Raw genomic sequence first — 23,988 nt, forward strand, 5'->3', positions numbered from 1 at the left:
GGGCGGTGGCGGCGGCGGGACGGTCAGACCGGACGAGGCGGCTCAGGACACGGAGAGGGCCCCCGACGGGCACAGCGACACCGCGCGCCGCACGGCCTCCTCCTGCCCTTCCTCGGGCACCTCGTGCAGCAGCACCACCGTGCCCTCGTCCTCACTCTGGTCGAACACCTCCGGCACCGTCAGGGCGCACATGCCCGCCCCGATGCACACCGTCGTATCCGCTGTGATCTTCATCGTGACCTACCAAGTGACAGGGAGGCGGTGCACTCCGTAGATGCTCATGTCCGAACGCATCGGCACCTCCTCAGGCGTTACGGCCAAGCGTAGGCCAGGCAGCCGCCGCAGCAGCGCCGGGTACGCGATGCGCATCTCGGCCCGGGCGAGCTGCTGCCCGAGGCACTGGTGGATGCCGTGACCGAACGTCAGGTGCCCGCCGACCGGCCGGTGGACGTCGAGGCGGTCGGCGTCCTGGAAGCGGGAGGGGTCGCGGTTCACGGTGGGCAGGTGGAAGGCGATCGACTCGCCCGCCCTGACCAGGTGGCCCTCGATCTCGACGTCCTCCAGGGCGCTGCGCACCGGGCCGAGGTGGATGATCGTGAGGTAGCGCAGCAGCTCCTCCACGCCGTTGTCCACCACCGACGGGTCGTCGCGCATGGCGGCGAGCTGGTCGGGGTTGGTGAGCAGCGCGTACGTGCCCAGCCCCAGCATGTTGGCGGTCGTCTCGTGCCCGGCCAGCAGCAGCAGGAACGCGACCCCGGTCAGCTCCTCGTGGTTCAGCTCCCCGACGAGCCCGCTGAGCAGGTCGTCGGCCGGCTCGGCCCGCTTGCGCCCGATCAGCTCCGACAGGTACGCCCCGATCCTGGCGAACGCGGCCAGGGCGTCGTCGGCCTGGGTCTCCAGGTTGACCAGGATCTTGGTCTCCTCCTGGAACACCGCGCGGTCCTCGTACGGCACCCCGAGCAGCTCGCAGATCACCAGCGACGGGATCGGCAGCGCGAAGGACTGCACCAGGTCCGCGGGCGGCCCGGCGGCCTGCATGGCGTCGAGGCAGGAGTGGGTGATCTCCTCGATCCTGGGTTCGAGCGCCTTCATCCGCCGGACGGTGAACTGCCCCATGAGCAGCTTGCGGTAGCGCGTGTGCTCGGGCGCGTCCATGCGCAGGAAGAACCCGGGCGGCAGTTGCTGCTGGAGCTGCACCCGGGCGGGCACGACGGGGTGCAGCCGCTCCGGACGGTTGCTGAAGCGGGGGTCGGCCAGGATCGCGCGGGCGGCCGAGTAGCCGGTGACCAGCCAGCCGAGGTGGCCGTCGGCGAAGGTCAGGCGGTGCATGGCGCCGTGTTGTCGCAGGGCCGTGGCTTCCTCGGGCGGATCGAACGGCCGCCGTCGGGTGATGGGGAAGGTCAGGTCGGACATGCTGGCTCCTTTCCGAGCTCACCTTCCTAGAAAACCTCAACCGATGCAAAACTTCAATGCATGAAATTCGTATATCGGTGTAGAGTTCCGTCATGGTAGGACTGCGGGAGCGCAAGAAGCAGCGCACGCGCCGGGCGCTGATCGAGGGCGCGCTCCGGCTGTTCGGCGAGAAGGGCTACGAGGAGACCACGCTGGCGGAGATCGCCGCCAGCGCCGAGGTCTCCACGCGCACCTTCTTCAGCTACTTCGCCAGCAAGGAGGACGTGCTCTTCTACGACTCCGAGCACCAGATCGAGCGCGCGCTGGCGTTCCTGTCCGCGCCCGCCCCCGGCCAGACGCCGGCCGACCTGCTGCGCGCCTTCATCGAGGACGCGCTCTCGACCTCGGACGACGGCCAGGACACCTGGTCGGAGCAGACGGCGCTGCGCCTGGAGCTCATCATGCGCGAGCCGCCCCTCCAGGCGCGGGCGCTGCACCTGCTGTTCGACAGCCAGCTCCGGCTGGCGGACGCGCTGTCGGCGGCCTATCCCGGCCGGCTCGACCGGGTCGAGGCGGCGGCCGCCGTGGGGTCGCTGATCGGCGCGGTGAAGCTGGCCGTGATGACCACGCTCAACGACGGCCTCCCGGTGGAGCAGGCCCGCGACGCCGCCCGCCGGGCCGCCGACATCGCCCTCCACGGCCTCCCCCGCTGACCACCCCGCCGACGCGGCCGCGGGTGGCGGGTGACGGCGCGCGTCTGACAGGCTGTCCGCGCGGGTGGCGGACAGCTGACGAAGCGGCCGGACGCGAATCGGCGCGAACGGCGGACGGCGGACGGACCGGCCGGACGCGAATCGGTGCGAGTGGCGGACAGCGGACGGACCGGCCGGACGGGAACGGTCGTGTGAGGGGGATCGGTGCGAGGACGGACGGGCACTCTCATCCTGCTGCTGTCGGGGCCGGTCCTGGCGGCGGCGTACGCGGCCGTCAACTACGCGGCCCTGCGCACGGCGTCGGGGACGCGGGGCCCCGACCCGGCGGACCCGATGACCTCCGGCGGCCTGACGTCGCTGGGCTCGGACCTGTGGTGGATCGTCAGGGGCATCGCGCTGGTGGCCGGCGTCGCGGCCGCGGGGATCGCCGTGGTGGGCCTGCTGCTGCGCCGCGCGGCCCGGGGTCGCGGCGCGCTGCTGGTGGTGTCGGGCGTGCTCATCCTGCCGTACGTGCTGGGGCTCGCGGCGGCCGTCTACAACCCCGTGCCGCGGCTGCCCGGTTTCTACGACCATCAGGCCTTCGCCGGCGCGCTCCCGCCGTACCAGTACTTCTCGGCCCTGCTCCTGCTGGTGGCGGCCCTGGCCCAGGCCGTCGGCATGGTCCGCGCGTACACCGCGGCCCGGACGGCGTCACCGCGCTGACCCGCCGGAGCAGCGGTCGCTGACCCAGGTGGTCCAGCCCTGGCGGGCGCCGCCCGCGCCGGTCGCGGCCCACCCCGCGGGCGCCGGCCCCGAGCCGGGCGGGACGACGGCGGTGCAGACGCCGGCCGGCGGCGTACCGTCGTAGAGCTCGGCCTCGGTCCAGGAGACGCGGTAGGCCAGGACGGCCCGGATGTTCCACACCACCCGCCGGTCCACGGCCACCCGTCCCGGGCCCGTGAGGACGGGCAGCCAGTCGGGCCCGGCGGCGGGCGCGGACTTCGGCGCCAGGTCGGCGGCGAAGACCAGGTTGACCGCCGCCAGCACGGCCAGGAGCGCCGGCCACCGCCGGCGGGCGGTCAGCAGCGCCGCCGCCGCCAGGCCCGCCAGCAGGGCGAGCGCCGCGAGGGAGGCGGCGACCAGGTCGAAGGCGTCCCGCACCCGGCTGAGGAAGATCACCTCGGGGAAGTCGAAGGCGATGAACGCGTACCGCTGGAGCCGGTCCCCCGCGTACCGGACCACCACGCCGCCGGTCGCCGCCAGCAGCCCGGCCGCCGCGAGCGCGTGCCGGACGAGGGCCCCGCGGCCGGCCCTGGCCAGCACGAGCAGCCCGGCCAGGGTCCAGGCGAGCGCCACGCAGGCCAGGTAGCGGCCGTAGGCGTAGTTGCCGATCCGGTGCTCGTCGGGGAGCGCGGCCGAGGAGGCGTAGGCGATGCCCAGGGTCGTGGCCAGCAGGACGGCCGCGAGCACGCGCCGCGGCACCGGCGCCGACCGCCTGGCCACGATGGCGACGGCGCCCGCGAGCCCCACCCCGGCCAGCCCCCAGGTCCCGGCGATCAGGTACCAGAGCTGCCCGGCCGCCCCCGCCAGCGCCCACGCCTGCCCGTCGAGCCCGCTCACCCGCTCGGCCAGGAGGCCGGACAGGTCACGCGCCCCGCCCGGGTACAGCGCCGCGGACAACACCCGGTTGAGCGCCGTCGCCGCTCCCGCCGCCGCCACGGCGGCCACCAGCCCGGCCGCCGCGCCCCTGCGGCGCGCGATGGACACCCCCGCCGTCGCCGTCCCGGCCGCCGAGCTGCGGCGGCGCGTGAAGAACCTCCCCGCCGCGCCCCTGCGGCCCGCGATGAGCAGCCCCGCCATCGCCAGCAGGGTCACCGCCAGGACGACGGTGCCGCGCAGGTGCACCGCCATGGCGTACCCCGCCAGGACGCCCGCCAGCACGCCCGCCCTGACCGACCCCCTGGCCACGAGGTCGTGCAGCGCGACCAGCCAGGCCAGGACGAGGGTGGGCAGGACCGCGTCGGCCAGCGCCAGCCCCGAGAACAGCAGCAGCGACGGCGACAACCCGCCCGCGAACGCCGCCGCCATCGCCGCCCGCGGCCCCGCCCCCAGCCGCCGCAGCAGCAGGTACGCCAGCGGGAACGCCCCCGCCGCCACCATCGACCCCACCGCGACGACCAGCCGGTAGGCCACCACCGGATCCTGCGTGAACCGGAACACCGGCGTCAGCAGCAGCGGGTAGCCGCCCTGGTAGAAGGTGAAGCCGGTCAGATCCGCCCCGGGCCCGCCGGCCAGCCACCGGGCGGCGATCAGGTATCCGGTCTCGTCCGGGTTGGCCACGGGCCCGGCGTGCTGCCGGAACAACCACAACCGCAGCGCGACCTGCGCCACCCACCCGATCGCCAGCAACCACCACGAACGCGACCGGCTCCTGCGCCGCACGTACGGGGCAGGAGCCGGAACACGAGCTGCGAACGTCGTCGTCATGGAATCCCCCCTGAAGTCGGGGGAAGTCCAGCAAGAGGCGGATAACCCGGCCGTCACCGGATCCGGTTACGCGGACGTTATGCGCGCCTGAACGCGCCTCTCACATGCACCGGCACGCCCTTGCCGAGCAGGCCGGGCAGCACCTCGGCGACGTTCATCGGCATGCGCACGCAGCCGTGCGAGGCCGGGGAGAGCGGCACCGACAGCGCGCCGTGGAAGGCGATGCCGCCGTTGAAGAAGATCGGGTTGTAGAGCTGCCCCAGGTAGGACTTGTGCCAGCCGCTCGCCCGCCACGTCGTGCGGAAGTCGCCGGTCGGCGTGCGGGCCGAGCCGCAGAAGCGCTGCTCCTTGCCCTGCCAGGTGGTCGTCTCGCAGTACGGGACGCCGCTGCCGGAGGAGACGTGGGTGATGAGCCGCACCTGGCCGTCGACGTAGAGGACCATGATCTGCTTGGTCAGGTTGACCTCGGCGCGGGTCGGCCTGCCGTTGGCCACCAGCACCGTGGGGGTCTTCGGCCGCTCCAGCGCCTCCCACGTCCTGCGGGCGATCGTGCTGGTCGGCGTGATGCCGTTGACCTTCTGGAAGGCCCAGACGGCGGCGAGGGTGGTGCCGCCGTAACTGCCGTCGGCCTTGCCGGGCAGGTAGCCCAGGGCCGCCAGGCGCCGCTGCAGCCAGGTGACGGACGTGCCCTTCGCGCCCAGCTTCAGCGTCTTGCGCGGCGCCGTGACGGGCGCTGTGACGGGCGCAGTGACGGGCGCTGTGACAGGCGCTGTGACGGGCGCCTTCGCCGGGCCCGCCTTGGCACCCGCCGCGTTGCCTGTGCCGACCGTGCCCGGCGCGCCGGTGATCCCGGTCGTCGCGGCCGATGTGCCCGTCTGCGCGCCGCAGCCCGTGAGTACGACGGCCCCAGCCGTCAGCAGAGCAGCCACTCCAGGCAGCCGTCGAGCCCCCACCGGTACCACCTCTCATATCACGAACTATCCGGATCGATGGACCCTACACCACCCACCATGAACAGGTAATAAGCCGGTCAACCTGTTTAGAGTGTCCTCATGTCCGAGAAGTTGCCGGCGAACGCCGTCGTCGTGGAGGCCGCCCTGCGCGCGGCGGGCGCCACCGGAGAGATCGTCGTCCTGCCCGAGAAGGCCCCGACCGCGGCGACCGCCGCCGCCCAGCTCGGCTGTGAGGTGGGGGCGATCGCCAACAGCCTGATCTTCGATGCCGACGGCGCGCCGCTGCTGGTCCTGACCAGCGGCGCCCACCGGGTGGACGTCGAGCTCGTCGCCCGTACGGCCGGCGTCGCCAAGGTGCGGCGGGCCACGCCGGAGTTCGTCAGGGCCGCGACCGGTCAGCCGATCGGCGGGGTGGCCCCGGTCGGCCATCCGGCCCCGGTCCGCACCCTGGTGGACAACTGGCTGAGCAAGCACGAGGTGGTGTGGGCGGCCGGCGGCCACCCGCTGACGGTCTTCCCGACGACGTTCGAGGAGTTGGTGGCGATCACCGGAGGCACTCCGGTCGACGTCGAGTAATGTGCGACGAGTGATCGAGTTTCGCGGGGCGGGCCCGGCCGAGTTCACCGAACGCCTGGACACGGTGATCGACATCTACACGGCGGCGATGAACCCACCCCCCGAGCAGATCGCCGGCCGCAAGACCATCATGCGAAACCACGGCACATATCCCTATTTCCAGTGCTATCTCGCAGAATTGCGCGACCCGGCTGGCGTGGCGCGCCCCCGGATCGTCGGCTTCGCGTACGGCTTCCGCGGCGCGACCGGCCAGTGGTGGCACGACGTGGTGAGCAGGGCGCTGGCCGACGAGGCGGGCGAGGAGGCCGCGCACGCCTGGATGGGCCACGCGTTCGAGCTGGCCGAGATCCACGTGCACCCCGACCACCAGGGCAAGGGCATCGGCCGGGCCATGATCCGGACTCTGTGCGCCGGCCGCACCGAGCGCTCGGCCGTGTTGTCCACGCACGACCGCCCCACGGCCGCCCGCCACCTCTACGCCAGCATGGGCTTCGCCGACCTGCTGACCCGCTTCGTCTTCCCCGGCGGCCACGAGGAGTACGCGATCGTCGGCCGCCCGCTCCCCCTCGACTGAGGGCGTCGCACATCACCGCAGGTAAAGCCCGTACTCGCTGGGTTTGCCTGGTCATGCCCGAGGGCATCTTCATGACAGAAAGTGACGGACACGTTACCGACTGGATACCACCCCCTGCCCGTCACCCGCCCGGTCCCCCTGCGGGCGGGTGACGGGCATCCGCTTTGTGCGGGGTCGGGCGATGGCAGGTCAGGCGGTGGCGGCGACCGGCGTCAGGCGCTGGAACACCTCGCGCGAGGCGCTGGACCGGTTGAACGTGATGAAGTGGATGCCGGGCGCGCCCTCGTCGAGCAGCCGCTGGCACAGCTCCGCGCCGTGCTCGATGCCGAGCGCCCGCACCGCGGCCGGGTCGTCGGCGACCGCCTCGAAGCGGGCCGCCACCTCGGCCGGGAACGGCGCCCCCGACAACTGCTCCGACCGCGCGATCGTGCTCATCTGCGTGACCGGCATGATGCACGGGATGATCGGCGTGTCACAGCCCTGGGCCGCCACCCGGTCGCGCAGCCGCAGGTAGTCGTCGGCCTGGAAGAACATCTGGGTGATCGCGTAGTCGGCCCCCGCGCGGCACTTGCGCACGAAGTACTCGGTGTCGGACTCGATCGACGGCGAGCGCGGATGCTTGTACGGGAACGCCGCCACCCCCACGCAGAACTCGCCCGCCTGCCGGATGAGCCGCACCAGCTCCTCGGCGTAGAGCACGCCCTCGGGATGCCGTACCCACTCGGCGGTCGGGTCGCCGGGCGGGTCGCCGCGCACGGCCAGGATGTTGCGCACCCCCGCGTCGGCGAAGCGGCCGACCAGGTGGCGCAGCTCGCGCAGCGAGTGGTTGACCGCCGTGAAGTGCGCCACAGGGGTGAGCGTGGTGTCGTGGGCCAGGCGCTCGACGATGTCGACCGTGCGGTCGCGGGTCGAGCCGCCGGCCCCGTAGGTCACCGAGACGAACGTGGGACGCAGGGACTCCAGCTCCCTGATCGCCTTCCACAGCTGCCGCTCGCCCTCGTCGGTCTTCGGCGGGAAGAACTCGAAGGAGAACGACCGGCCACCGGTGGCGAGCAGCTCGCGGACGGTGGGGACACGATCGGGCAGGATGGAGGATCGACCAAGCGCCATGTCCCAAGCGTACAGGCCGGTGTCCGGATCGGCCGCCCCTAGACCGGGGACCCGACCCCGAGTCCGCGCCCACTAGTCTCAAGGCATGACGACTGACGCCGCGAGCATGGACGCCCTGCGCACCCAGGTGGAGCGCGCCCTCGGGGAGTTCGTCGAACGGCAGCTGCCCGCCTCGGGCGACGCCGAGCTCGAACCGCTGCGCACCGCCGCGGGCGACCTGCTGGCCGGCGGCAAGCGCCTGCGTCCCGCGTTCTGCTACTGGGGCTGGCGCGGCGCGGGCGGCACCGACGTGCCCGAGATCTTCACCGCCGCCGCGTCGCTGGAGCTGTTGCAGGCCAGCGCGCTCGTGCACGACGACGTGATGGACAAGAGCGACCTGCGCAGGGGCATGCCGGCCGCCCACCGCCGCTTCCAGTCCCTGCACGAGAAGGAGGGCTGGCACGGCTCGGCCGCGCAGTTCGGCGAGGGGGCCGCCATCCTGCTGGGCAACCTGCTGCTGGTGTGGTCGGGCGAGATGTGGCGCACCAGCGGCCTGCCGCCGGCGTCGCTGGCCGCCGCCCAGCCCGTCCACGACCACATGCGCACCGAGCTGATGTGCGGCCAGTACCTCGACCTGCTGGAGCAGGCCCACGGCGAGAACACCTTCGAGTCGGCGCTGCGGGTGGCGCTGTTCAAGAGCGGCAAGTACTCGGTGGAGCAGCCGCTCAGGCTCGGCCTGGTGCTCGCGGCCGGCGCGCTGGAGCCGTGGATGGACGAGCTGTGCACCGGCTACGGCCGCCGCGTCGGCATCGCCTTCCAGCTCAGGGACGACATCCTCGGCGTCTTCGGCGACCCGGCCCAGACCGGCAAGCCGGCCGGCGACGACCTGCGGGAGGGCAAGCGCACGATGCTGGTGGCCCGCACCCTGGCCGCGGCTCCCCCGGAGGCGGCCGCGACGGTGCGCAGGCTGCTCGGCGACCCCGCGCTCGACGAGGACGGGGTGAGCGCCCTGCGCGAGATCATCACCGACAGCGGCGCGCTGCGGGAGTGCGAGGACCTGATCGCCGGTTATCTCACGGACGCGCTGGCCGCGCTCGACGAGGCGCCGGTCACCGCCGGGTCGCGCGCGGCGCTGACCGAGCTGGCCATCGCCGCGACGTCCCGCAGGACCTGACCCGGGCCCCTGGTACCGGCGGCCGGCCTGAGCGGCCCGCTTCGGCCTCGCTGTGGAGTGCGGGCGCCCGTCGTGGACGGGCGCCCGTTCGTGTCAGGGGGTCAGGGGTCAGGGGGTCAGGCGTTTGGCGAACTCGGCCGCCGCCGCCCCCGGGTCCTCCGCGTCGGTGATCGCGCGTACGACCACCACGCGGCTCACGCCGTACGACATGACCTCGTCGAGGTTGGTGAGGTCGATGCCGCCGATCCCGAACCACGGCCGCGGCGCGGCCGACCCCGGGGCCGGCCCCAGTGAGGCCGCGTGCCGCAGCAGCGCCGGGCCGGGCGCGTGGCGGCCCGGCTTGGTCGGCGTGGGCCAGATCGGGCCGCAGCAGAAGTAGTCGACGCCCTCCTCCACGGCCGCGGCGGACGCCTCGGCGACGGAGTGGGTGGACCGGCCGATGACGATGTCGTCGCCGAGCATCTCTCGCGCGACCGTCACGGGAAGGTCGTCCTGCCCCAGGTGGAGCACGTCGGGCCGGGCGGCGAAGGCGATGTCCGCCCGGTCGTTGACGGCCAGCAGCTTGCCGTGCCGGTCGCAGGCGTCGCGGAAGACTTCCAGGAGCGCGAGTTCTTCGCGTGCCTCCAGGCCCTTCTCCCGCAGCTGGATGATGTCCACGCCGCCGGCCAGCACCGAATCGAGGAACTCTGCCAGGTCGCCGCGGTCGCGGCGGCCGTCGGTGCAGAGATAGAGGCGGGCCTCAGAAACCGAGGGCCTGGGCACGCCGCTTGACCTCCGTGTGACGGCCGGCCTTGATCGCCTCGATGGGCGACCCCGGCAGGGACTCGTCTGGGGTGAAGAGCCAGCGCAGCGACTCGATGTCGTCGTAGCCGGCGTCCTGCAACACGGTCAGTGTGCCGGGCAGGCCCTTCATCACGTCCTTCCCGTCGAGGAACACCGCGGGAACCTGTGGCCCGCCGCCGCCACGGCGCACGCCGAGCAGCTTGTGGTCCTTGAGGAGTTGCTTGGCCCGCCCGATCGAGAGGTCGAGGCGTGAGGCCACTTCGGGGAGAGTGAGCCACTCGTCGACGAGCTGGTCGGTCTCCCGGTCGATCTGTGCAACAGAAAGCGTCACGAAACCACAACTACCACATGCCGTCCTTGCTCAAACAACACAATCCCGTAGGGGGACCTCTGGATCTACCAGGCGTTCTGTGTCGAGGCGGTGCCCGCCTTCGATGATCCTACGGCCCTGCACGTAGTCCCGGGGCCGGTCGACGGCGAGCACGGCGGCGAGGGTGTCGCCGGACGTCAGCCAGACGGCCGACCACTTGCCCTCGGGCTCGCCCCGGTAGAGCAGGCGGTCGCCGGAGGGGTGGTGGCCGATGTACTGGACCATGTGGCCGAACTGCTCGGACCAGAAGTAGGGGGCCGGGTCGTAGACGGCCTCCTCCCCCAGCAGGGTCGCGGCGGCGACCTCGGGCGAGCCGAGTGCGGTGTCCCAGTGCTCGACACGCAGCCGGACGCCGTAACGGCGCGACCACCAGGCCGCGCAGTCGCCGGCGGCGACCACGTTCGGCATGGACGTGCGCAGGTGCTCGTCGGTGACGACGCCGTTGTGCAGGTCGATGTCGGAGCCGGCCAGCCACTCGATTGCCGGGCGCACGCCGATGCCCGTGACGACCACGTGCGCCTGGACGAACTCGCCGCCCACCAGCCGCACGCCGCCCTCGTCCACCTCGTCGACCATGGTGTTCAGGCGCAGGTCGATGCCGTCGTACCAGTGTCGCGTGCGGGCGCCGATCTCCGGGCCCACGGCGTTGGCCAGCGGGGTGGGGCCGGCCTCGATCACGGTCACCGAGCAGCCGGCCTTGCGGGCGGCGGTGGCGACCTCGGCGCCGATCCAGCCGGCGCCGATGATCGCCACGTGGGCTCCGGCCACGAGCCCGGCGCGCAGCTCGTGGGCGTCGTCGAGGGTGCGCAGGACGTGCTGGGGGCCGTCGCCGGGCACGGTGATCGGCTCGGCGCCGGTGGCGATCACGAGGCCGTCGTAGCCGAGCTCGCCCTCGGTCGTCTCCACGACGCCCTCGCGCAGGGCCTTGGCGGTGACGCCTGGCCAGAAGTCGACCTCCAGCGCGTCGAGGTCGGCCTCCAGGAAGCTGGAGTCGGCCGCGCCGGACAGGACCGCCTTGGACAACGGCGGACGGTCGTAGGGCCGATGGCGCTCCTGGCCGATCAGCGTGATCCGTCCGGTGAAGCCGCGCCCGCGCAGCGCCTCCGCGCTGCGCAGCCCGGCCAGGCCCGCTCCCACCACTACGACATGGTTCACGTTCATGACCATAACGGGGGCGGTGCCGGCACGTCGCGCCGAGGCCGTAGGCTGGAGGCGCAAGACGCGCGGGAGTCCGGCCGTCACCGGGCTGAGAGGAAGGCTTGAGCGGGCCTTCGACCGCAAGACACCTGATCCGGATCATGCCGGCGAAGGGAGCGCGGATGAATGTGATCGTGGGCGGCGGGGTCGTCGGGTTGTCGATCGCCTGGCGGCTGGCCCGCGAGGGGCTGCCCGTCACGGTGGTCGATCCGGCCCCGGGCCGCGGGGCCTCCTACGCGGCGGCCGGGATGCTGGCGCCCGTCAGCGAGGTCGCCTACACCGAGGAGCCTTTGCTGCGGCTGGGGGCCGCCTCGCTGAGCCGATGGCCGTCCTTCGCCGCTGAACTGGCCGCCGACGCGGGCCTCGGCCCGGATCTCGGTGCGGGCTCTGGGGCAGGGCTCGGCACGGGGCTGAGCGGCCCTCCCGGTGGCAGGGCCGGGACGAGGGCCGGGGAGGCGTTCGGGGGCGCGTTCGGGGTGATCGGGCCGGAGGGGGCCGCTGGCCGGGCGCTCGACCTGCGCGCCGACGGCACGCTCGACGTCGCCTTCGGGGCCGACGACCTCGCGGCGCTCGACGACCTGGCGGCGTTCATGGACAAGCTGGGGCTGCGGGTCGAGCGGCTGACCGGGCGCGAGTGCCGCCGTCTGGAGCCCATGCTGGCCCCCTCGGTGCGCGGCGGGCTGCTGGCCCCCGGTGACGCCTGGGTCGATCCGCGCCGGGTCACGGCGGCGCTGCTGGCCGCGCTCGACCGGCTGGGCGTGCCCGTGCTGCGGGCGCGGGTGACCGGCCTGCTGCGCGACGGCGACGCCGCTCCAAGCGCCGCGACAGGCGCTGGGACCGGCTCTGGGACCGGTGCTGTGACGGGGGTGCGGATTGAGGCCGTTCCCGGTCAGCCTGAGCCGGCGGTGCGGGAGATCGCGGCCGAGCGAGTGGTGCTGGCCGCCGGGGCGTGGAGCGGGGAGCTGGCCGACGTGCCCGTCCGGCCGGTCAAGGGGCAGATCATGCGGTTGCGCTCGCCGCAGCCGCTGCTCGGCCGGTGCGTACGCGGGATGGTGCACGGCGCGCCCGTCTACCTCGTCCCCCGGGGCGACGGCGAGCTGGTGCTCGGGGCGACCCAGGAGGAGCTGGGGTTCGACACCCGGGTGACTGCGGGCGGGCTCTACGAGCTGCTGCGCGACGCCAGGGAGCTGGTGCCGGGCGTCACCGAGCTGGAGGTCGCCGACGTGGTCGCGGGGTTGCGTCCGGGCACACCCGACAACCTGCCGATCATCGGGGCGGGCGAGGTCCCCGGGCTGGTGCTGGCGACCGGCCACCACCGGGGCGGGGTGCTGCTGGCCCCCCTGACGGCGGCCCTGGTCACGTCGGCGGTGCTGACACCGTCCACGACGACGGCGGCCCAGGCGGCACCCCCGGCAGCGGCCACGACGACGGCCCAGACGGCCACACAGACGGCGGCCCAGACAGGCACACAGCCGGCGGCCCAGGCAGCGGCTCGGGCGGCGGGGGTTTCGACGGGCGCGGGGATTCTGACGGGTGAGGAGGGCGAGCTGGCCGCGCTGTGCTCGCCCGCGAGATTTCGGGATATTTCATGATTGTGACGATCAACGGCGCCGCGCATGACGTGGCCGACGGCACCACCGTGGCCCAGGCCGTACGGACGCTGACCACCGCCACCACCGGAGTGGCCGTGGCCGTGAACGACGAGGTGGTCACGCGGAGCTCGTGGGAGACGACGGCGCTCGGCGACCACGACCGCGTCGAGGTGCTGACGGCGGTGCAGGGTGGATGAGCTGATCATCGCCGGGGAGAAGTTCGCCTCCCGGCTCATCATGGGCACCGGCGGCGCGCCCTCCCTGGAGGTGCTCGACCAGGCCCTGGTCGCCTCGGGCACCGAGCTGACCACGGTGGCCATGAGGCGGCTCGACCCCGGCGCCCGCGGCTCGGTCCTCGACGTGCTGCGCCGCCGCGACATCAAGGTGCTGCCGAACACCGCGGGCTGCTTCACCGCGGGCGAGGCCGTGCTGACGGCCCGGCTGGCCCGCGAGGCCCTGGGGACGAACTGGGTCAAGCTCGAGGTCATCTCCGACGAGCGCACGCTGCTGCCCGACCCGATCGAGACGTTCGACGCGGCCGAGCGGCTGGTGGCCGACGGGTTCGTGGTGCTGCCGTACATCGGCGACGACCCGGCGCTGGCGCGGCGGCTGGAGCAGGCCGGCTGCGCGGCGGTGATGCCGCTGGGCGCGCCGATCGGCTCGGGGCTCGGGATCAGGAACCCGCACAACATCGAGCTCATCGTGGAGGCCGCCGGGGTGCCGGTGATCCTCGACGCCGGCATCGGCACGGCCAGCGACGCCGCCCTGGCCATGGAGCTGGGCTGCGACGCGGTACTTCTGGCCACGGCGGTCACCCGGGCGCAGCGGCCCGAGCTCATGGCCTCGGCGATGAGGGCGGCCGTGACGGCCGGCCGCCAGGCGCGGCAGGCGGGCCGGATCCCGCGCCGGCGCTACGCCGAGGCCTCCTCGCCGACGACCCCCTAGCGGCGCCCCGGAGACGCCCTGGAGACGCCCCGGAGACGCAGCCGAGACGCCCTGGAGGCGCCCCCGAGACGCCCTGGAGATCCCCCGGGAGATCCCCTGAAGATCCCCTCTGCGATCCCCGGAGGGACCGGCTCGCGCCGGTCCTTCCGCCGGTCGGGGCCGCTCTCGCGAGAACGTCTCCGCATCGGTTTCGGGCGCGCGGGCCCTGCCGGTGGCAAAACGCCCGTAAACTCTGGGGGGTGGTGGATAAGACGACTGCGGACCCCCTGGTCGGGCGGCTCCTCGATGGGCGTTACCGCATCGAGAGCCGGATCGCCCGGGGCGGTATGGCGACCGTCTACCTGGCGCTCGACGTCCGGCTGGATCGCACTGTCGCGTTGAAGGTCATGCACCGCTCGCTCGCCGAGGACCCGGCGTTCGTCCGCAGGTTCATCGGCGAGGCCAAGTCGGTGGCCAGCCTGTCCCACCCCAACGTGGTGCACGTCTTCGACCAGGGCACCGACACCGACGTCGTCTACCTGTCGATGGAGTACGTGCCGGGCCGCACGCTGCGCGACATCCTGCGCGAGCGCGGCAGGCTGCCCGCCCGCGAGGCGCTGGAGATCATGATCCCGGTGCTGGCCGCCCTGGGCGCGGCCCACCAGGCCGGGATGGTCCACCGCGACGTGAAGCCCGAGAACGTGCTGATGACCGACGACGGCCGGGTCAAGGTCGTCGACTTCGGGCTGGCCAGGGCGATCGAGGCGACCAACCAGACCCGTACCGGCGTGATGATCGGCACGATCGGCTACATGTCGCCCGAGCAGGTCACCACCGGCGGCGCCGACGTGCGCAGCGACGTCTACGCCGCGGGCATCATGCTGTTCGAGCTGGTGACCGGGCAGCAGCCCTACGACGGCGAGACGCCGATGTCGGTGGCCTACCGGCACGTGCACGACACGGTGCCGCCGCCGTCGTCGCTGGTGCCCGAGGTGCCGCCGCTGATCGACACGCTGGTCGGGCACGCCACGGCCCGCGAGCCCCACGACCGCCCGGCCGACGCCACGGCGATGCTGGTCGAGGCGGTCGACGCCCACCGGATGCTGCCCCGGCTGAGCACCCCGCCGGCCATGACGGCCGTGTTCAACCAGTCGATGCCGCCGCGGCCGAGCGGCGCGGGCGCCCCGTCGATGCCGCTGGCCGCGCCGGCGCACACGCTGATCCAGCCGCGCGCCGAGGTGCCGCCGCCGGTGTCGCCGCCGGCGCCCAGGCGTTCGTTCAGGCCCAACTGGTTCCTGGTCCTGCTCGCCGCGGTCATGGTCGTCGCGGTGGCGGTGACCGGCTGGTACTTCTCCCAGACCCAGTACGTGCAGGTGCCCGACCTCGTCGGCCAGAACGTGGTGGTCGCCGAGCGCGCAGCCACGAGCAAGGGCTTCAAGGTCAACAAGGTCGCCGGCGAGTACAACGAGGACACCGCCGAGGGGCTGGTGCTGCGTACCGACCCCGAGGGCAAGACCGAGGTGGAGAGCGGCAGCACGATCACGCTGGTGCCCTCGCTCGGCCCCAAGCGGGTGATCGTCCCCAGTGTCAGGGGCCTGACCAGCGACGAGGCCCGCGTCAAGATCGCCGAGGCCGGGCTCACCGTGGGCAGCGTCAAGCGCCTGCCCAACGGCGAGGTCGAGCGGAACAAGGTGATCCGCAGCTCCCCCGAGGCCGGCGAGAAGGTCAAGGAGGGCGCGAAGGTCGGCATCTTCGTGAGCGCCGGCATGGTGATGCCCGACGTGACCGGCATGCCGAAGGACGAGGCCGCCGCCTACCTCGGCGGCCAGGGCTTCCAGGTGCAGGTCAACGAGGTCGACGACGACGCCGAGCCGTGCACGGTCATCGCCCAGGCGCCGAAGGCCAAGTCCGAGGTCGACAAGGGCACCCCCGCGATGATCACGGTGGCGCGCTGCCAGACCGACTTCTGGGACTGGTTCAAGGGCGACAACGAGGCCCGCGACGACCAGGACTTCCGCCTGGTGCCCGCGGTCATCGGCAAGAACGTCAAGGACGCCAAGTCGGAGCTGGAGTCGCTGGGCTTCCACGTACGGGTCCAGCGGCTGGCCAACGGCGGCGTCGTGCAGTACCAGCGGCCGTTACCGAACAGTGAGCGGCCGCCCGGCGCGACCGTCTTCCTCTGGCAGTAGCGCGCCGGGTCAGGCCAGGTGCCCGTGCAGGCGCACCCTGGCCAGCCCGCCGTCGGGGTAGATGTCGACCCGTACGTGGGTGACCGGCTCGGAGTGGCCGAGCCGGAAGCGGTGGGGCGTGTCGGGCTGCAACCGGGTCTTCGGCAGCAGCGTGACCTCGCGCCCGCCGGACAGCCCGGTGAGCGCGACGTGGCCGGGGGCGTTGAAGATCAGGTTCGTGGTGTCGATCTCGGCCAGGCGCACCAGGCCCGGCCCGGCCAGGCGGATGAGCAGCCAGTCGTTGCCCGGCTCGCGGCGGCGCGCGGTCTCCCAGCCCTCCGCCTGGTGGCGGGCCAGGCCGGGGGCGATGACGTTGTTCGGCGCGGAGTAGAACGCGTCGGAGCAGGCGGTGACCAGGCCGCCGTTCTGGAGGGCGGCCAGGTCGAGGCTCAGCCCCTCGTAGACGGACAGGTCGGGGCGTACCTCGCCGTGCACGCGCAGGCGGGCGATGCCGCCGTCGGGGTACATGTTCAGGCGTACGTGGGTGTAGCGGGTGTCGTCGCCGGTGACCTCGACGCGGTGCTCGGCGTCGCCCTTGAGCGCGGTCCTCGGGACGATCTCCGTCCAGTCGGCGGCGGCCAGCTCGGCGGGCGAGGGATGGCCGGGCACGGCGGCGGCCTCGACCGAGGCGTACGGCGGGTAGTTGCCCTTGAACCAGGCTGTGTCGATCACCACGCCGCGGATCGCGCCCGGCAGGCCCAGCCGCACCAGCGCCCAGTCGTGGCCGGGGGTGCGGCGGCGGCGGGTCTCCCAGCCGTCGTACACCTGCCCTTTGTTGCCGAACGTCTCGGCGCGGAAGCCGGGGCGGCCCGGCCTGATCAGGCTCTCCTTCTCGGCGAAGGACTCGTCGCTGGCCGCCACGACCGCGCCGCCGAGGGTGCGCAGGGCCAGGTCGGGCAGGGCGGTGAAGCCGGGCATCTACTGCTCCCCGAGGATGAGGCGGCCGTGCGGCTCGCCGTCCACGGGACGGCCGCGCAGCCAGGTGGTCAGCACCGCGCCCTTGAGCACGCGGCCGTGGTAGGGGGTGACGGGGTTGCGGTGGTGCAGGCGGGCGGCGTCCACCGGGTTGTCGGCGTCGGGGTCGAAGGCGACCAGGTCGGCGTCGCCGCCGGGGCGGATCGCGCCCTTGCCGGGGATCGCGGCCAGCGCGGCGGGGGCCGACGACATCCAGCCGACGACGTCGGCGAGGGTGTGGCCGCGCCGGGCGGCCTCCGTCCAGACCGCGGACAGGCCGAGCTGGAGGGAGGCGACGCCGCCCCAGGCGGCGGCGAAGTCGGGCACCTTCAGGTCGGCGGGCGAGGGCGAGTGGTCGGAGACGACGCTGCTCAGCACGCCGCGGGCCAGGCCGTCCCACAGCAGCTCGCGGTTGGCCCGCGAGCGGATGGGCGGGCAGCACTTGTACGCCGTGCGCCCCTCGGGCACCTGCTCGGCCTCCAGCGTCAGGTAGTGGGGGCAGGTCTCGGCCGTGACCGCCACCCCGTCGGCCTGGGCCCGCGCCAGCACGTCGAGGCATTCGGCGCTGGAGACGTGCAGGATGTGCACGCGCGCGCCGGTCTCGGCGGCCAGCGCGACGACCCGGGCGACCGCGCTGCGCTCGGCGGCCCCCGGCCGCGACTCCAGGAACTCCCGGTACGTCGGCCCGCCCGGCTCGGCCAGCAGCTCGGGATCCTCGGCGTGCACCACGACGAGCCCGCCGAACCCGGCCACCTCGGTCAGCACCGCCCGCAGCTCGGCCGTGGCGAGCGGCGGGAACTCCTCGACGCCCGACGGGGACATGAAGCACTTGAAGCCCCGGACGCCGCGCTCGTGCAGCGGCCGCAGCTCCTTGAGGTTGCCGGGGACCGCGCCGCCCCAGAACGCCACGTCCACGTGGCACTGCCCGCGGGCGGCCCGCAGCTTTGTCTCCAGCGCCTCCACGCTGACGGTCGGCGGCAGGGAGTTGAGCGGCATGTCGACGATCGTGGTCACGCCGCCCGCGGCGGCCGCCCTGGTGGCCGAGGCGAAGCCCTCCCAATGGGTCCGGCCCGGCTCGTTGACGTGCACGTGCGTGTCCACCAGGCCCGGGAGCAGGGGCAGGTCGCGCAGGTCGATGTCCTCGGCGGCGTCGAGGGGCTCGGCGTAGTCGTACAGGGCCTGGACGCGTTCGCCCCGCACGGCCACGGCCGCGGCCCGCTCCCCCTCGGGCGTGACCACCCTGCGGGAGCGGACGACGAGGTCGTGCACGGTCATCTGCCCTCCAAGTGCTCGGCGGCCACGCGGGCGGCCAGGCGTTCCAGGAGCGGCCCGGCCTCGGCCATGCACCGGGCCGGGTCGGGCTCCAGGTCGGTCAGGGCGTAGGCGGCCTCGATGCCGGCGTCCTTGAGCTCGGTGTCGCCGAGGGTGCGCCGGCCGCAGACCGCGACCACCGGCACGCCCGCCCTGGCCGCGGCCTGGGCCACGCCGATCGGCGCCTTGCCGCGCAGGGACTGCTCGTCGAGCGAGCCCTCGCCGGTGATCACCAGTCGCGCGTCCTGGACGAGCGCGCCGAAGCCGAGCAGGTCGAGCAGGTACTCGATGCCGGGCCGCAGCTCGGCGTGGAGGAAGGCGAGCGCCGCGAACCCGACGCCGCCCGCCGCGCCCGCCCCGGGGGCTCCGGCCACGCCCATGGCGCGCGGGGTGTCGTCGTGCTCGACGGCGCCGACCAGGCCGTGGGTCTGCGTGGCGACGGCGGCCAGCCGGGACAGGCCCGCCTCCAGCACCTTGACGTCCTCGGGGCCGGCGCCCTTCTGCGGCCCGTAGACGGCGGCGGCTCCGTGCGGGCCGAGCAGCGGGTTGTCCACGTCGCCCGCCACCACGAACTCCACCCCGGAGACGTCGGCGAACCCGGACAGGTCGATGCGGGCCAGCCCGCGCAGCGCGGCGCCGCCGTCGGGCAGCTCGGCGCCGTCGCCGTCCAGCAGGCGGGCGCCGAGCGCCCGGACCATGCCCGCTCCCCCGTCGGTGGACGCGCTGCCGCCGAGCCCGAGGACGATCCGCCGGGCGCCCCTGCGCAGGGCGTCGGCGATCAGCTCTCCGGTGCCGTAGGAGGTGGCGGTCAAGGGGGCCGGCCCGGCGGACAGCCGCCGCAACCCGGACGCCTCGGCCAGCTCGACCACGGCCGTCGGCGCGCCGCCGGCCTCCCGCCAGGCGTACGCCGCGCGCACGCGTTCGCCGGTGGGCCCGGTGACCTCCACGGTGACGCGGTCGAACCCGCAGGCCACGGCCGCCTCGACGGTGCCGTCGCCGCCGTCGGCGACCGGCAGCTCGACCGTGGGCACCCCGAGCCCCGCCGACACCCGGGCCGCGACCTCGGCGGCCGTGAGGGAGCCCTTGAACTTGTCGGGTGCCACCAGAACCTGCTTTACCACTACGAACTCCCACAAGATGCTGAACAATGGCCGGACACGCCTTCCTGCCCGGTGCGAGCGGGCAGGAAGGCGTGACTCATCATCACATCAGCCCCCCGGCCGGCGGCGGCCGAGGGTAGGCGCCCTCAGTGAAAAGTGCCCTCAGTGAAAGCGCCCTCAATGAAAGTGCCCTCAATGAAAGTGCCCTCAGAGAAGGTGCCCTCAGTGAAACAGGCGCCCGCGCCCGCCGCCCATGGGCCGCGAGCACGAACCTGAGCCGTTCTGACGGGTTCTGAGGTGTGTGATCCTCCAATTAGGCTCACATCCCGTAAGGAGGCGTTTGATGCGCATATCTGAGCGGGAGAGGCGGCGCCGGCTGGGCGTGCGCCACAGCCTGGCGGCCAAGGCGGCGACCCCGGAGGAGGCGACGGCGTCCGTGGTGGCGCTGCACGCCACCGACCCGGCGACGGTGTTCCTGTCGGCGGGCGCCCGGCTCACCGCGCCCGGGACCGCGCCGGTCGAGCGGGCCCTGTACGAGGACCGCACGCTGGTGCGCATGCACGGGATGCGCCGCACGGTGTTCGTGGTCCCGGCGGCGCTGGTGCCCGTCGTGCACCACTCCTCCACGCTCGCGGTCGCCACGAGGGTGCGCAAGGCGCTGGTCAAGGAGCTCGCCGCGGCCGGCGGCTGGGACGAGGCGTGGCTGGCCGACGTGGAGGCGTCGGTGCTGCGCGTCCTGGCGGCGGAGGGCACGGCGACGGCGGCCCGGCTGGGGGTGCTGGAGCCGCGGCTGCGCGAGCAGTTCCGGGTGGCCGTGGGCAAGCCGTACGAGGCCGTGCACAGCGTCGGGCAGCGGCTGATCACGCTGATGGGCATGGAGGGCCGGCTCGTCCGCCAGGGCCGCCCGTCCGGCTCGTGGACGAGCACGCAGCACCTGTGGGCCGTCGCCCCGCCCATGGACGCGACCACGGTCCCGCAGGCCCAGGCGGAGCTGGTGCGCCGCTGGCTGGCCGCGTTCGGCCCCGGCACGGAGGCCGACGTCAAGTGGTGGACCGGCTGGACGCTGCGCGAGGTGCGGGCCGCGCTGGCCGCCGTCGGCGCGGTCGAGGTCGAGCTGGACGAAGGCGCGGGATACGTCCTGCCCGGCGATCTGGACGACACGCCCGAGCCCGAGCCGTGGGCGGCGCTGCTGCCCGCCCTGGACCCCACGCCGATGGGCTGGCAGGGCCGCGACTGGTACCTGCCGAAGGAGCACCGGGCCGAGCTGTTCGACCGCAGCGGCAACGTCGGCCCGACCGTGTGGTGGGACGGGCGGGTCGTCGGCGGCTGGGGGCAGCGGCCCGGCGGCGAGATCGTGTGGCGGGCGCTCACCGACCTGGGCTCCGACGCCGTGGCGGCCGTGGAGGCCGAGATCGCCGGTCTGGCCTCCTGGCTCGGCGGCGTGCGGATCACACCCCGCTTCCGCACACCCCTGGAACGCGCGCTGGCGCAGTAGGGCGTCAGCGCACGCCCCTGGAACGCGCGCCGGCGAAGCAGGGCGTCAGCGCACGCCCCTGGAACGCGCGCCGGCGAAGCAGGGCGTCAGCGCACGCCTCTGAAGCGCGCGCCGGCGGAGCAGGGCGTCAGGAGACCGCGCGGATGAACTCCTCCAGCGAGTAGCGCCCGTCCTGGTCGGAGTCGGCCTCCTGGCTCAGCGCGCCGAGGGCCTCGGCGGGCAGGTCGGGGAAGTGCCGCTTCAGCTCGGCCTCGCTGACGAAGCCGTCGCCGTCGGTGTCGATCTCGGCGAAGGCACTCTTGAGCTGCGCCAGCCGCTCACCGGGGAGTTCTGCCGACACGGGACCGCCTTTCGGTACTGAATGCCACGTTCCGGACATTCACCACCCTAGTGCTGGACCTCCCTGCCCGCCGAGTGCCCGCGCTCGGCCGCCAGCCGCATCAGCCTGCGGTGGGCCTCGGCGCCCGCCCGTCCGGCCGCGTCGTGGGACGTCGTCCGCAGCTCGCCGTCCTCGACCACGGTCCGGCCGCCGACCAGGACGCGGGCCACCGGCGGCGGGGGCCCGAACACCAGCGCGCACACCGGGTCGGCCACGGCGGCGCCGAAGGGCCCGCCGGTCCGCCACAGGACGACGTCGGCCAGCTTGCCCGGCTCCAGCGAGCCGAGCTCGGCCTCGCGGCCCAGGTTGCGCGCCCCGCCCAGGGTGGCCAGCTCCAGCGCCTGGCGGGCCGACATCGCGCGGGGGCCGTACCTGGCCCGCTGGAACAGCAGGGCCTGCCGCATCTCCCCGGCCAGCGAGGTCAGCTCGGAGGAGGCGCTGCCGTCCACGCCGAGGCCGACGTTCACGCCCTGGCGCAGCATCTCCGACACGCGGGCGATCCCGGCGCCCAGGCGGCCGTTGGAGGAGGGGCAGTGGGCCGCGCCCGTGCCGGTGCGGGCGAGCTTGGCGATGTCGGCGTCGCTGAGGTGCACGGCGTGCGCGAGCCACACGTCGGGCCCCAGCCAGCCGAGCTTGTCCATGTATTCGACCGGACGCAGGCCGAACCGCTCGACGCAGTGCTCCTCCTCGTCGAGCGTCTCGGCCAAATGGGTGTGCAGGCGGACGCCCTTGGCCCTGGCCAGGGCCGCCGACTGGGTCATCAGCTCGGCGCCGGCCGAGAACGGCGAGCACGGCGCGACCGCGACCCGCACCATCGACGACGGCGACGGGTCGTGGTGGGCGTCCACCGCCTCGGCCGTCGCGGCCAGCACGTCGTCGAGCGCCTCGACCACCTCGTCCGGCGGCAGCCCGCCCTGCGAGCGGCCCAGGTCCATCGAGCCGCGCGCCGGGTGGAAGCGCAGGCCGATCTCCCGCGCCGCCTCGACCTCGGCCGCGAGCAGGTCGCCCCGGCCCTTGGGGAAGACGTAGTGGTGGTCGCTGGAGGTGGTGCAGCCGGACAGCGCCAGCCAGCCGAGCCCGGCCGTGGCCGCGCCCCTGACGACCTCGGCGTCCATGGCGGCCCACACGTCGTAGAGCGCCACCAGCCACTCGAACAGGGTGGCGTCCTGGGCCAGCCCCTGGGAGGCCCACTGGTAGAGGTGGTGGTGGGTGTTGACCAGGCCGGGGGTGGCCAGGCAGCCGGAGCCGTCCACGCGCCGGGCGCCGGGGGTGGCGGGCGCGGGGCCGGGGCCGAGCGCGGCGATCCGGTCGCCCTCGACGACGAGGTGTCCGGACGGGATCTCGGGGCCGGCGACGGGCGCGATGTGCACGTTCTCGATCAGCAGGGTCATCGGGACGCCTTCCGCGCTGCGGCCAGCCGGACCGCGTCGAGGATCTTCTCGTAGCCGGTGCAGCGGCACAGGTTGCCCGCCAGCGCCTCGCGGATCTCCGCGTCGGACGGCCGGGGCACGCGTTCGAGCAGGTCATGGGCCTGTACGACGAGCCCCGGGGTGCAGAACCCGCACTGCACGGCCCCGCACTCGGCGAACGCCTCCTGCACCGGGTCGAGCCGGTCGCCCGCGGCCAGCCCCTCGACCGTGCGCACCCGCCGCCCCTCGGCCTGCCCGGCGGCGACCAGGCACGAGCAGACCGGCAGCCCGTCGAGGTAGACCGTGCACGAGCCGCACTCGCCCTGCTCGCAGGCGTTCTTGGAGCCGGGCAGCCCGATCCGCTCGCGCAGCACGTACAGCAGGCTCTCCCCCTCCCAGACGTCGTCCACGCTGTGGGCGCGGCCGTTGACGGTGACGTTCAGGCGCATCAGGCGGCCCTCCTCGCGAGGTGGTCGTTCCAGGCCCAGGTGAGCGTGCGCCGGGCCATCACGCCGACCGCGTGCACCCGGTAGGCGGCGGTGCCGCGCACGTCGTCGATCGGCGCGGCGGCCCGCGCGCACAGCTCGCCGAAGCGGGCCAGCAGCGCGGGGTCGAGCGGGGCGTGCCAGTCCAGCTCCCGGGCCAGCAGGTCCTCCGCCTCCAGGGCGCGGCGCGGCGTGGGCGCGGCCGAGCCGATCCCGGTGCCGACCCGCCGCTCGCCCGGGTGCAGCGCGACCGCGAACGAGCACACCGCGATCACCATGGCGTTGCGCGTGCCGACCTTGGAGAAGTACTGGGGGCCCTGGGCGGGTTCGACGCGCACGGCCCTGATCAGCTCGTCCGGCTCCAGAGCGTTGCGCTTGACCCCGAGGTAGAACTCGGCCGCGGGGATCAGCCGGGTGCCGCGCTCGCGCGACTCGACCTCGACGACCGCGCCCGCCGCCAGCAGCGGCGGATGGCTGTCGCCCGCGGGCGAGGCCGCGCCGAGGTTGCCGGCGACCGTGCCGCGGTTGCGGATCTGCGGCGAGCCGACCGTGCGCGCGGCCTGCGCGAGTCCTGGCAGCACGCCGCCCAGCTCGTCGACGACCGTGGCGTACGTGACGCCTGCCCCGATCCGGCAGATCCCGTCGGTCATGTGCCATTCGCGCAGCTCGGCCACCTGGTTGAGGTCGAGCAGCGCCTCCGGCCTGCGCACGTCGAAGTTGATCTCGACCATCACGTCGGTGCCGCCCTGGACGGGCAGCGCTCCGGGCCGGTCCGCCTTGGCGGCCAGCGCCTCAGCCCACGTGGTGGGCCGCAAGAAGTCCAT

25 protein-coding genes and 1 riboswitch are annotated in these 23,988 nt (G+C 73.9%); of the genes, 10 read left to right on the forward strand and 15 right to left on the reverse strand.

Annotated elements, in window-relative coordinates:
- Window positions 1-42: 42 nt before the first annotated feature.
- On the reverse strand, window positions 43-234 hold the full coding sequence (locus ABT158_RS14395) for a ferredoxin (RefSeq protein ID WP_352353196.1): 192 nt from the start codon (window positions 232-234) through the stop codon (window positions 43-45).
- 6 nt (window positions 235-240) lie between these two features.
- Window positions 241-1,413 carry a cytochrome P450 gene (locus ABT158_RS14400; RefSeq protein ID WP_352353197.1) on the reverse strand — a complete coding sequence of 391 codons (1,173 nt, stop codon included), beginning with the start codon at window positions 1,411-1,413 and terminating at the stop codon, window positions 241-243.
- A gap of 92 nt (window positions 1,414-1,505) precedes the next feature.
- Here ABT158_RS14400 and ABT158_RS14405 point away from each other — a divergent pair, with 92 nt between their 5' ends.
- Both ABT158_RS14405 and ABT158_RS14410 read left to right on the forward strand, forming a co-directional pair.
- On the forward strand, window positions 1,506-2,105 hold the full coding sequence (locus tag ABT158_RS14405; protein WP_352353198.1) for a TetR/AcrR family transcriptional regulator: 600 nt from the start codon (window positions 1,506-1,508) through the stop codon (window positions 2,103-2,105).
- A gap of 204 nt (window positions 2,106-2,309) precedes the next feature.
- On the forward strand, window positions 2,310-2,807 hold the full coding sequence (locus ABT158_RS14410; protein ID WP_352353199.1) for a hypothetical protein: 498 nt from the start codon (window positions 2,310-2,312) through the stop codon (window positions 2,805-2,807).
- Here ABT158_RS14410 and ABT158_RS14415 read toward each other — a convergent pair.
- Window positions 2,796-4,571 (reverse strand): hypothetical protein, encoded by a 1,776-nt coding sequence (locus ABT158_RS14415; RefSeq protein ID WP_352353200.1) that lies wholly within the window; start codon window positions 4,569-4,571, stop codon window positions 2,796-2,798. The genes ABT158_RS14410 and ABT158_RS14415 overlap by 12 nt on opposite strands.
- 77 nt (window positions 4,572-4,648) lie before the next feature.
- Complete coding sequence (locus ABT158_RS14420; protein ID WP_352353201.1) at window positions 4,649-5,500, reverse strand: L,D-transpeptidase family protein; 852 nt, start codon at window positions 5,498-5,500, stop codon at window positions 4,649-4,651.
- A 123-nt stretch (window positions 5,501-5,623) separates the two neighbouring features.
- On the opposite strand from ABT158_RS14420, the gene ABT158_RS14425 reads away from it, so the two are divergent.
- Window positions 5,624-6,100 carry a YbaK/EbsC family protein gene (locus tag ABT158_RS14425; protein WP_352353202.1) on the forward strand — a complete coding sequence of 159 codons (477 nt, stop codon included), beginning with the start codon at window positions 5,624-5,626 and terminating at the stop codon, window positions 6,098-6,100.
- Between the two features lie 10 nt (window positions 6,101-6,110).
- Window positions 6,111-6,674 carry a GNAT family N-acetyltransferase gene (locus ABT158_RS14430; RefSeq protein ID WP_352353203.1) on the forward strand — a complete coding sequence of 188 codons (564 nt, stop codon included), beginning with the start codon at window positions 6,111-6,113 and terminating at the stop codon, window positions 6,672-6,674.
- 189 nt (window positions 6,675-6,863) lie between these two features.
- On the opposite strand, the gene metF is transcribed toward ABT158_RS14430, so the two are convergent.
- Window positions 6,864-7,784, reverse strand: coding sequence for a methylenetetrahydrofolate reductase [NAD(P)H] (metF, locus tag ABT158_RS14435; protein ID WP_352353204.1), 921 nt, complete (start codon window positions 7,782-7,784; stop codon window positions 6,864-6,866).
- An 85-nt stretch (window positions 7,785-7,869) separates the two neighbouring features.
- Here metF and ABT158_RS14440 point away from each other — a divergent pair, with 85 nt between their 5' ends.
- A complete protein-coding gene (locus ABT158_RS14440) occupies window positions 7,870-8,937 on the forward strand; it encodes a polyprenyl synthetase family protein (RefSeq protein ID WP_352353205.1) in 1,068 nt (355 codons plus the stop codon).
- A gap of 108 nt (window positions 8,938-9,045) precedes the next feature.
- Here the strand turns inward: ABT158_RS14440 and thiE are convergent, their stop codons facing one another.
- The 3 genes from thiE to ABT158_RS14455 are packed head-to-tail and all read right to left on the reverse strand — an operon-like array spanning window position 9,046 to window position 11,251.
- Window positions 9,046-9,699 carry a thiamine phosphate synthase gene (gene thiE, locus ABT158_RS14445; protein ID WP_352353206.1) on the reverse strand — a complete coding sequence of 218 codons (654 nt, stop codon included), beginning with the start codon at window positions 9,697-9,699 and terminating at the stop codon, window positions 9,046-9,048.
- A complete protein-coding gene (locus tag ABT158_RS14450) occupies window positions 9,677-10,051 on the reverse strand; it encodes an Rv2175c family DNA-binding protein (protein WP_352353207.1) in 375 nt (124 codons plus the stop codon). Before ABT158_RS14450 ends, thiE begins: the two co-directional genes overlap by 23 nt.
- Window positions 10,052-10,081: 30 nt before the next feature.
- The gene (locus ABT158_RS14455) at window positions 10,082-11,251 is read right to left on the reverse strand and encodes an NAD(P)/FAD-dependent oxidoreductase (RefSeq protein ID WP_352353208.1); all 1,170 of its coding nucleotides are present in this window, start codon (window positions 11,249-11,251) and stop codon (window positions 10,082-10,084) included.
- 52 nt (window positions 11,252-11,303) lie between these two features.
- Window positions 11,304-11,420, forward strand: a riboswitch (TPP riboswitch).
- Here ABT158_RS14455 and ABT158_RS14460 point away from each other — a divergent pair.
- The 4 genes from ABT158_RS14460 (at window position 11,410) to pknB (ending at window position 15,992) form a co-directional block, all read left to right on the forward strand.
- Window positions 11,410-12,879 carry an FAD-dependent oxidoreductase gene (locus tag ABT158_RS14460; RefSeq protein ID WP_352353209.1) on the forward strand — a complete coding sequence of 490 codons (1,470 nt, stop codon included), beginning with the start codon at window positions 11,410-11,412 and terminating at the stop codon, window positions 12,877-12,879. Its footprint overlaps the riboswitch before it by 11 nt.
- Complete coding sequence (gene thiS, locus ABT158_RS14465) at window positions 12,876-13,076, forward strand: sulfur carrier protein ThiS (protein WP_352353210.1); 201 nt, start codon at window positions 12,876-12,878, stop codon at window positions 13,074-13,076. The genes ABT158_RS14460 and thiS overlap by 4 nt, the downstream gene beginning before the upstream one ends.
- Window positions 13,069-13,824 carry a thiazole synthase gene (locus ABT158_RS14470; RefSeq protein ID WP_352353211.1) on the forward strand — a complete coding sequence of 252 codons (756 nt, stop codon included), beginning with the start codon at window positions 13,069-13,071 and terminating at the stop codon, window positions 13,822-13,824. Before thiS ends, ABT158_RS14470 begins: the two co-directional genes overlap by 8 nt.
- Window positions 13,825-14,066: 242 nt before the next feature.
- Window positions 14,067-15,992 (forward strand): Stk1 family PASTA domain-containing Ser/Thr kinase, encoded by a 1,926-nt coding sequence (pknB, locus tag ABT158_RS14475; RefSeq protein WP_352353212.1) that lies wholly within the window; start codon window positions 14,067-14,069, stop codon window positions 15,990-15,992.
- A 9-nt stretch (window positions 15,993-16,001) separates the two neighbouring features.
- On the opposite strand, the gene alc is transcribed toward pknB, so the two are convergent.
- Genes alc through ABT158_RS14490 form a run of 3 tightly spaced genes read right to left on the reverse strand, consistent with a single transcriptional unit; the run spans window position 16,002 to window position 19,399 of the window.
- Entirely contained in the window at window positions 16,002-16,949 is a 948-nt protein-coding gene (gene alc, locus ABT158_RS14480; RefSeq protein ID WP_352353213.1) for an allantoicase, read from the reverse strand.
- Window positions 16,950-18,260, reverse strand: coding sequence for an allantoinase AllB (gene allB / locus ABT158_RS14485; protein WP_352353214.1), 1,311 nt, complete (start codon window positions 18,258-18,260; stop codon window positions 16,950-16,952).
- Window positions 18,257-19,399 carry a glycerate kinase gene (locus ABT158_RS14490; RefSeq protein WP_352353215.1) on the reverse strand — a complete coding sequence of 381 codons (1,143 nt, stop codon included), beginning with the start codon at window positions 19,397-19,399 and terminating at the stop codon, window positions 18,257-18,259. The genes allB and ABT158_RS14490 overlap by 4 nt, the downstream gene beginning before the upstream one ends.
- A 340-nt stretch (window positions 19,400-19,739) precedes the next feature.
- On the opposite strand from ABT158_RS14490, the gene ABT158_RS14495 reads away from it, so the two are divergent.
- A complete protein-coding gene (locus tag ABT158_RS14495; protein WP_352353216.1) occupies window positions 19,740-20,891 on the forward strand; it encodes a winged helix DNA-binding domain-containing protein in 1,152 nt (383 codons plus the stop codon).
- Window positions 20,892-21,018: 127 nt separating this feature from the next.
- Here ABT158_RS14495 and ABT158_RS14500 read toward each other — a convergent pair whose 3' ends face one another.
- The 4 genes from ABT158_RS14500 to ABT158_RS14515 are packed head-to-tail and all read right to left on the reverse strand — an operon-like array spanning window position 21,019 to window position 23,988.
- The gene (locus ABT158_RS14500; RefSeq protein ID WP_352353217.1) at window positions 21,019-21,231 is read right to left on the reverse strand and encodes an EF-hand domain-containing protein; all 213 of its coding nucleotides are present in this window, start codon (window positions 21,229-21,231) and stop codon (window positions 21,019-21,021) included.
- A gap of 47 nt (window positions 21,232-21,278) precedes the next feature.
- Window positions 21,279-22,661, reverse strand: a complete 1,383-nt coding sequence (locus ABT158_RS14505; RefSeq protein WP_352353218.1) for an 8-oxoguanine deaminase — start codon at window positions 22,659-22,661, stop codon at window positions 21,279-21,281.
- A complete protein-coding gene (locus ABT158_RS14510) occupies window positions 22,658-23,128 on the reverse strand; it encodes a (2Fe-2S)-binding protein (protein ID WP_352353219.1) in 471 nt (156 codons plus the stop codon). The genes ABT158_RS14505 and ABT158_RS14510 overlap by 4 nt, the downstream gene beginning before the upstream one ends.
- The gene (locus tag ABT158_RS14515; RefSeq protein ID WP_352353220.1) at window positions 23,128-23,988 is read right to left on the reverse strand and encodes an FAD binding domain-containing protein; all 861 of its coding nucleotides are present in this window, start codon (window positions 23,986-23,988) and stop codon (window positions 23,128-23,130) included. Before ABT158_RS14515 ends, ABT158_RS14510 begins: the two co-directional genes overlap by 1 nt.

The sequence above is a fragment of the Nonomuraea sp. NPDC001636 genome, assembly GCF_040298265.1.
GTDB lineage: Bacteria > Actinomycetota > Actinomycetes > Streptosporangiales > Streptosporangiaceae > Nonomuraea.

Coding starts and splice junctions, on each gene's coding strand:
- ABT158_RS14395 (WP_352353196.1), bottom strand. CDS start 234: ATGAAGATCACAGCGGATACGACGGTGTGCATCGGGGCGGGCATGTGC.
- ABT158_RS14400 (WP_352353197.1), bottom strand. CDS start 1,413: ATGTCCGACCTGACCTTCCCCATCACCCGACGGCGGCCGTTCGATCCG.
- ABT158_RS14405 (WP_352353198.1), top strand. CDS start 1,506: ATGGTAGGACTGCGGGAGCGCAAGAAGCAGCGCACGCGCCGGGCGCTG.
- ABT158_RS14415 (WP_352353200.1), bottom strand. CDS start 4,571: ATGACGACGACGTTCGCAGCTCGTGTTCCGGCTCCTGCCCCGTACGTG.
- ABT158_RS14425 (WP_352353202.1), top strand. CDS start 5,624: ATGTCCGAGAAGTTGCCGGCGAACGCCGTCGTCGTGGAGGCCGCCCTG.
- metF (WP_352353204.1), bottom strand. CDS start 7,784: ATGGCGCTTGGTCGATCCTCCATCCTGCCCGATCGTGTCCCCACCGTC.
- ABT158_RS14440 (WP_352353205.1), top strand. CDS start 7,870: ATGACGACTGACGCCGCGAGCATGGACGCCCTGCGCACCCAGGTGGAG.
- ABT158_RS14455 (WP_352353208.1), bottom strand. CDS start 11,251: ATGAACGTGAACCATGTCGTAGTGGTGGGAGCGGGCCTGGCCGGGCTG.
- ABT158_RS14460 (WP_352353209.1), top strand. CDS start 11,410: ATGAATGTGATCGTGGGCGGCGGGGTCGTCGGGTTGTCGATCGCCTGG.
- thiS (WP_352353210.1), top strand. CDS start 12,876: ATGATTGTGACGATCAACGGCGCCGCGCATGACGTGGCCGACGGCACC.
- alc (WP_352353213.1), bottom strand. CDS start 16,949: ATGCCCGGCTTCACCGCCCTGCCCGACCTGGCCCTGCGCACCCTCGGC.
- allB (WP_352353214.1), bottom strand. CDS start 18,260: ATGACCGTGCACGACCTCGTCGTCCGCTCCCGCAGGGTGGTCACGCCC.
- ABT158_RS14495 (WP_352353216.1), top strand. CDS start 19,740: ATGCGCATATCTGAGCGGGAGAGGCGGCGCCGGCTGGGCGTGCGCCAC.
- ABT158_RS14505 (WP_352353218.1), bottom strand. CDS start 22,661: ATGACCCTGCTGATCGAGAACGTGCACATCGCGCCCGTCGCCGGCCCC.
- ABT158_RS14510 (WP_352353219.1), bottom strand. CDS start 23,128: ATGCGCCTGAACGTCACCGTCAACGGCCGCGCCCACAGCGTGGACGAC.
- ABT158_RS14515 (WP_352353220.1), bottom strand. CDS start 23,988: ATGGACTTCTTGCGGCCCACCACGTGGGCTGAGGCGCTGGCCGCCAAG.